The following is a 5,816-nucleotide window of genomic DNA, read 5'->3' on the forward strand; positions in this document are numbered from 1 at the left end:
TGACTCGTGAGCTGTGCTCCGACCCGTGGCTCGCCCTGGCCCGTGGCCCGCTCTGGTTCGTGGCCTGCTCTGGTTCGTGGCCCGACCAGGACGTGGTCCGCCTCGGTCCGTGGTCGGCCTGACTCGTGAGCTGTGCTCCGACCCGTGGCTCGCCCTGGCCCGTGCCCCGCCCCTCGTCCGACGGCTGAGCGCGCTCCAGGGCCCGAGCGGAGACGGCCGGGCACCGCCGCCGTCAAGATCCCCAATCGGCTCGCGTCGCACGGCGGGGCCGGGCAGGATGCTGCCCGTACCCTTCCTCACCGTTTCAGCCGCATACGGAGGCCCGGATGACCGGCATTGCGCTCGCGCCCTTCACCGCCGACGACTACAGGGCCCGGCTGGAACGCGCCGCCCGCGCGGCGGCCGGTGCCGGACTGGCCGGACTGCTGGTGGCACCGGGGCCGGACCTGGTGTGGCTGACCGGGTACGCGCCCACCGCCGTCACAGAACGGCTCACGCTGCTCGTACTCGCCGCCGGACGAGAGCCCGTCCTCGTCGTGCCCACCCTGGAGGCCCCCGATGCCGCCAAGGCGGCCGGCGCGTTCGCCCTGGCCCTGCGCGACTGGACCGACGGCACCGATCCCTACGCCGTCACCGCGGCCCTCCTCGACGACCGCGGCCGGTTCGGTATCAGCGACAACACCTGGGCCATGCACCTGCTCGCCCTGCAACAGGCGCTGCCCGGGACCTCCTACGCCTCCCTCACCGAGGCCCTGCCCATGCTGCGCGCGGTGAAGGACGCGGCCGAGGTGGAACTGCTCGCGGCGGCGGGGGCGGCCGCCGACGCCGCGTTCGAGGAGATCCGCAAAGTGCGCTTCTCCGGCCGCCGCGAATCCGAGGTCGCCGCCGACCTCGCCGATCTGCTGACGCGCTTCGGGCACTCCCAGCTCGACTTCACCATCGTCGGCTCCGGCCCCAACGGCGCCAACCCGCACCATGAGGTGGGCGACCGCGTCATCGAGCGCGGTGACATGGTCGTCCTCGACTTCGGCGGCCTCAAGGACGGCTACGGCTCCGACACCACCCGCACCGTGCACGTCGGCGAGCCGACCGACGAGGAGCGGCGGGTGCACGACATCGTCCGCGAGGCCCAGGAGGCCGGCTTCCGGGCGGTGCGCCCCGGCGTCTCCTGCGAGGAGGTCGACCGCGCCGCCCGCGCGGTCATCACCCGGGCCGGGTACGGCGAGTTCTTCATCCACCGCACCGGCCACGGCATCGGCGTCACCACGCACGAGCCGCCGTACATGATCGAGGGTGAGGAGCAGCCCCTCGTACCCGGCATGTGCTTCTCCGTGGAGCCCGGCATCTACCTGCCCGGCCGCTTCGGGGTGCGCATCGAGGACATCGTCACCGTGACCGAGGACGGGGGCCGCCGCCTCAACGACACGACCCGAGAGATGGTCATAGTGGACTGACCACCGGCAGTCCCCACCCCGCAACCGCAACCGACACGGCGCGACGATGACCCAGGCACCGACACCCACCGCGGACACCGTTCGCAGACTGGTCCGCACCCTGCTCAAGGACGGCCAGGACACCGCCCCCGGACCCGACGTGCGGCCCGTCGCCGTGGGCGGCGAGCACTCCACCTGGTGGGTCGGCACCCGCCATGTGCTGCGCCTGGCCCCCGACCGTGAGGCCGCCGCGCGCCAGCGCCGCGAACTGCGGCTGCGCGAACTGGTCCGCCCGCACCTTCCGGTCGCCGTTCCGGCCAGCGTCGCGCACGGCGAGTGGGCGCCCGGGCTGACGTACACGCTGGACACCCGGATCACCGGCGGCACGGCCGGCGAGCACGACGTCTCCGCCGTCGGCGAGGACGACCTGGCCGGGCTGTTCGCCGGGCTGCGCGAGGTCCCCGCCCGGCAGGCCCAGAGGCTCGGCGTCCCGCGCACCGCGCCGCGCTCCCTGGAGGCGCTGCGCCGCATGGCCGTGCAGGCCGCCGAACGACTCGGCGCCGCCGACGAGTTCGACCCCGGGCGGATGGCCCAGCTCACCGCGCCCGCCGCGGCCCAGCTCGCCGCCCAGCCCGGTACCGCCGTGCTCGTCCACCACGACCTCAAGGGCGAGCACCTGGTGGTGAGCGCCGACGGCCGGGTGCGCGGGGTCCTCGACTGGACCGACGCCGTGGTCGGCGACCCCGCCGAGGACATCGCCGGCGTCGCCGTCGCCGTCGGTTCCCCCGCCGCGGTGCGCGCCGCCACCCTCGCCGGCTACAGCGCCCGGCCCTGCCTGCGCGGCCTGTGGCTGGCCCGCTGCGACACCGTGATCCGCCTCGCCGCACGCCTCGACGGCCGCGACGACGGCCCGCTGCCGCTCCTCAGGTCCCAGTTGCGGCACGCCTGGGAGGCGATCCTGCTGGAGCGGGTGACGGAGTTCCGGGAGGACACCGGGGACCCCGGGGGCACCGGGGAGTAGGGGCCGCCCGGGCGCGGTGCCGTGCTCAGTGCTGCAACAGCACCGCGCACGACTCCGCGGGCACGTGCAGCACCCCGTCCGTTCCGGGTGCCGCGACCGGTTCCCAGGCGGCCAGTACCTCGGTGGGGCGGCTGCCGAGGGGGATCTCCGCCGGCGCTTTGGCGAGGTTGACCGCCACCAGCACGTCCCCGCGCCGGAAGGCGAGCCAGCGGGCCTCCTCGTCGTAGGCCACCTTGGTGTCGGCGAGGTCGGGGTCGGTGAGGTCGGGCTGCTCGTGCCGCAGGGTGGCCAGCCGCCGGTACCAGGCCAGCACGCGCGCGTGCGGCTCGCGCCGCGGCTCGGACCAGTCCAGGCAGGAGCGGTCACGGGTCGCCGGGTCCTGCGGATCGGGCACGTCCTCCTGCGCCCAGCCGTGCGCGGCGAACTCCCGCCGCCGACCCCGGCGCACCGCCTCCGCGAGCTCCGGGTCGGTGTGGTCGGTGAAGTACTGCCACGGCGTGCCGGCCGCCCACTCCTCGCCCATGAACAGCATCGGCGTGAACGGCGCCGTCAGCGTCAGCGTGGCCGCGCAGGCCAGCAGCCCTGGGGAGCCGGCGAGCAGCAGGGACAGGCGGTCGCCCCGGGCGCGGTTGCCGACCTGGTCGTGGGTCTGGCTGTAGCCGAGCAGCCGGTGCCCGGCCACCCGGGTGCGGTCCAGCGGGCGGCCGTGGTGGCGGCCCCGGAAGCCGGAGTACGTCCCGTCGTGGAAGTAGCCGCCGGTGAGCGTCTTGGCGACCGCCGCGAGCGGGGCCCGCCCGAAGTCGGCGTAGTAGCCCTGGGACTCGCCGGTCAGCGCCGAGTGCAGCGCGTGGTGGAAGTCGTCGTTCCACTGGGCGTCCAGGCCGAGACCGCCCTCCGCGCGCGGGGTGATGATCCGCGGGTCGTTCAGGTCCGACTCCGCGATCAGGAACGGCCGGCGGCCCAGGTCGGCGGAGAGCGCGTGCACGGCGGTCGACAGCTCCTCCAGGAAGTGGCACGCGCGCGTGTCCACCAGCGCGTGCACCGCGTCCAGACGCAGACCGTCCATCCGGTAGTCGCGCAGCCACGCCAGCGCGCTGCCGACCAGGAACCGGCGCACCTCGTCCGAGCCGGGGGCGTCCAGATTGACGGCGGCGCCCCAGGGGGTGTGGTGGGTGTCGGTGAAGTACGGCCCGAACCGCGGCAGATGATTGCCCGACGGGCCCAGGTGGTTGTGCACCACGTCCAGAACCACGCCCAGGCCCAGCTCGTGGGCCCGGTCGACGAAGCGCTTCAGCCCCTCGGGGCCGCCGTACGGCTCGTGCACCGCCCACAGCGACACGCCGTCGTAGCCCCAGCCGTGCCGGCCGGGGAACGGGCACACGGGCATCAACTCCACGTGAGTGATGCCCAGTTCGACCAGGTGGGGCAACCGCTCGGCGGCCGCGTCGAAGGTGCCCTCAGGCGTGTACGTGCCGATGTGCAGCTCGTACAGGACCGCGCCGGGCAGCGGGCGCCCTGCCCAGGCGGCGGAGCGCCACGTGTACCGCGCGTGCTCGACGACGGCGCTCAGCCCGTCCGGACCGTCCGGCTGCCGCGGCGAGCGCGGATCGGGCAGCACCGGGCCGTCGTCCAGCGCGAATCCGTACCGCGAGCCGTCGCGTGCCTCGGCCTCACCGGTCCACCACCCCTCCCGCTCCGGATCGCGCTCCAACGCGCGCGTGGCGCCGTCGCACTGGAGCGTCACACGGCCGGCCTGTGGTGCCCACACCTCGAACTGCACGGACGGTTCCCTTTCGTTCGCTCACCGTGACGTAGCCCGTCCATGGTGCGCCAAAAGAGATCAATCCGCTTTTGAATTCCCCCTTTTACGGCGGGTGTCGCCGGATCCGCGTGGCTGGTGCACGCCTCCGTGGTAGCTGGACACGGGGGGTGGACTGACCGACAATCAGCAACGTGACGTCGCCCTTTGAGCCCCACACGTACCCCGCGCGGCTGTCCGACGCGCAGCGCGACAAGGCGCTGAAGGTGCTCCGTGACGGCGTCGCGATGGGACGGCTGTCGCACGACACGTTCGTACGGCGGATGGAGCTGGCCCTGGCCGCCCGCCGGCTGGACGAACTCGCCGCGCTCACCTCCGATCTGCGCACCGAGGGGCGCGTGTCCCGGCTGGTGTTCGGCACGGTCGAGGCGGTGTCCGGTTTCACCGTGCGGTTGCGCCGGGCCTGGCAGGCCGAGCGGCTGCCCAAGCTGCTGTTGCCGCTCCCCGGCAGCGGTCACCCGTTGCGCATAGGGCGCGATCCGGCCAGCGGTCTGCGGCTGACCCACGAGACGGTCTCGCGGGTGCACGCCGAACTGCGCCACCAGGGTGGCATGTGGGTGCTGCGGGACCTCGGCTCGACCAACGGCACGACCGTCAACGGACGGCGCGTGGTCGGCGCGGCCGTCGTGCGCGAGGGCGACCAGGTCGGGTTCGGACAGGTGGCGTTCCGACTCTCCGCGAGCTGAGCCGGCCGTGTGGGAACTCGCCGGGCGGCACGCGCGTGTGTGCTCACGTTCGGGTGAGCCGGGGTGGAACACGTGGGCGGCCGTGCCGATACACCGGGCATGACCCACCTCACCAAGGCGGCCACGACCCGCCTGCGGCACGGCCTGACGGCCGCGGCCGCCCTCCTGCTCGCCGGCGCCGCCCCGGCCCCGGCCGCCCACCGGTCCACCAGCCAGTCCGACTGGCTCTACGTCACGGTCACCCACGGCGACGCCCGCTCCGGGGACGTCCGCGGTGCCCTGCTCCTGTGCGACCCGCCCCGGGGCCACGCCCACGCGGCCGGCGCCTGCACCGAGCTCCGCTCGTCCGGCGGCGACATCCACGGCATCCCCCACCGGGACGTCCTCTGCCCGATGATCTACGCCCCCGTGACCGCCAACGCGCGGGGCCGGTGGAAGGGCCGAACGGTCCATTACACGGAAACCTTCTCCAACACCTGCGAAATGAACGCCCGAACGGGCGACGTCTTCGCCGTGGGCACCTGAGCACCACCGCGCGTCCGACACGCGCGCGTGTGCGGGGCGGACCGCTGCCGTACGTGAGGCGCGGTGGCGGGCGTGCCCGCTGGGACGCGCGGACGGGCCGATGCCTTCGCCGTGGGCGGCTGCGGGCCGGCGGGTGGGGCACGGCGCGTGGCTGAGGCCAGGACGTCCGGCGCCGTGCGGTACGCGGTGGTGTGCCCAAGGTGGGGGCGGGGTCACAGGGGCCGGCCGCTGTCGAGCGTGAGGCGCGGTGGCGGGCGTGCCCGCTGGGACGCGCGGACGGGCCGATGCCTTCGCCGTGGGCGGCTGCGGGCCGGCGGGTGGGGCACGGCGCG

At 74.5% G+C, this 5,816-nt stretch carries 5 protein-coding genes; 4 read left to right on the top strand and 1 reads right to left on the bottom strand.

From position 1 onward, the window contains the following. Positions 1-326: 326 nt before the first annotated feature. Together ACFY4A_RS16230 and ACFY4A_RS16235 are read left to right on the top strand one after the other, a co-directional pair. Positions 327-1,454, top strand: a complete 1,128-nt coding sequence (locus tag ACFY4A_RS16230) for a M24 family metallopeptidase (protein WP_390830080.1) — start codon at positions 327-329, stop codon at positions 1,452-1,454. A gap of 46 nt (positions 1,455-1,500) precedes the next feature. Further along, a complete protein-coding gene (locus ACFY4A_RS16235) occupies positions 1,501-2,454 on the top strand; it encodes an aminoglycoside phosphotransferase family protein (RefSeq protein WP_390830081.1) in 954 nt (317 codons plus the stop codon). Positions 2,455-2,479: 25 nt separating this feature from the next. On the opposite strand, the gene treZ is transcribed toward ACFY4A_RS16235, so the two are convergent. Next, positions 2,480-4,234, bottom strand: coding sequence for a malto-oligosyltrehalose trehalohydrolase (gene treZ / locus ACFY4A_RS16240; RefSeq protein WP_390830082.1), 1,755 nt, complete (start codon positions 4,232-4,234; stop codon positions 2,480-2,482). 173 nt (positions 4,235-4,407) lie between these two features. Between treZ and ACFY4A_RS16245 the strand changes: the two genes are divergently transcribed. Together ACFY4A_RS16245 and ACFY4A_RS16250 are read left to right on the top strand one after the other, a co-directional pair. Further along, positions 4,408-4,959, top strand: a complete 552-nt coding sequence (locus ACFY4A_RS16245; RefSeq protein ID WP_390830083.1) for an FHA domain-containing protein — start codon at positions 4,408-4,410, stop codon at positions 4,957-4,959. 99 nt (positions 4,960-5,058) lie between these two features. Then, the gene (locus tag ACFY4A_RS16250) at positions 5,059-5,484 is read left to right on the top strand and encodes an SSI family serine proteinase inhibitor (protein WP_390830084.1); all 426 of its coding nucleotides are present in this window, start codon (positions 5,059-5,061) and stop codon (positions 5,482-5,484) included. Positions 5,485-5,816: the final 332 nt, after the last annotated feature.

The sequence above is a fragment of the Streptomyces sp. NPDC001292 genome (genome assembly GCF_042896465.1).
Lineage (GTDB): Bacteria > Actinomycetota > Actinomycetes > Streptomycetales > Streptomycetaceae > Streptomyces.

Excerpts from the sequence above, each read along its gene's own strand:
- ACFY4A_RS16230 (WP_390830080.1), top strand. The coding sequence starts at position 327 with ATGACCGGCATTGCGCTCGCGCCCTTCACCGCCGACGACTACAGGGCC.
- ACFY4A_RS16235 (WP_390830081.1), top strand. The coding sequence starts at position 1,501 with ATGACCCAGGCACCGACACCCACCGCGGACACCGTTCGCAGACTGGTC.
- ACFY4A_RS16250 (WP_390830084.1), top strand. The coding sequence starts at position 5,059 with ATGACCCACCTCACCAAGGCGGCCACGACCCGCCTGCGGCACGGCCTG.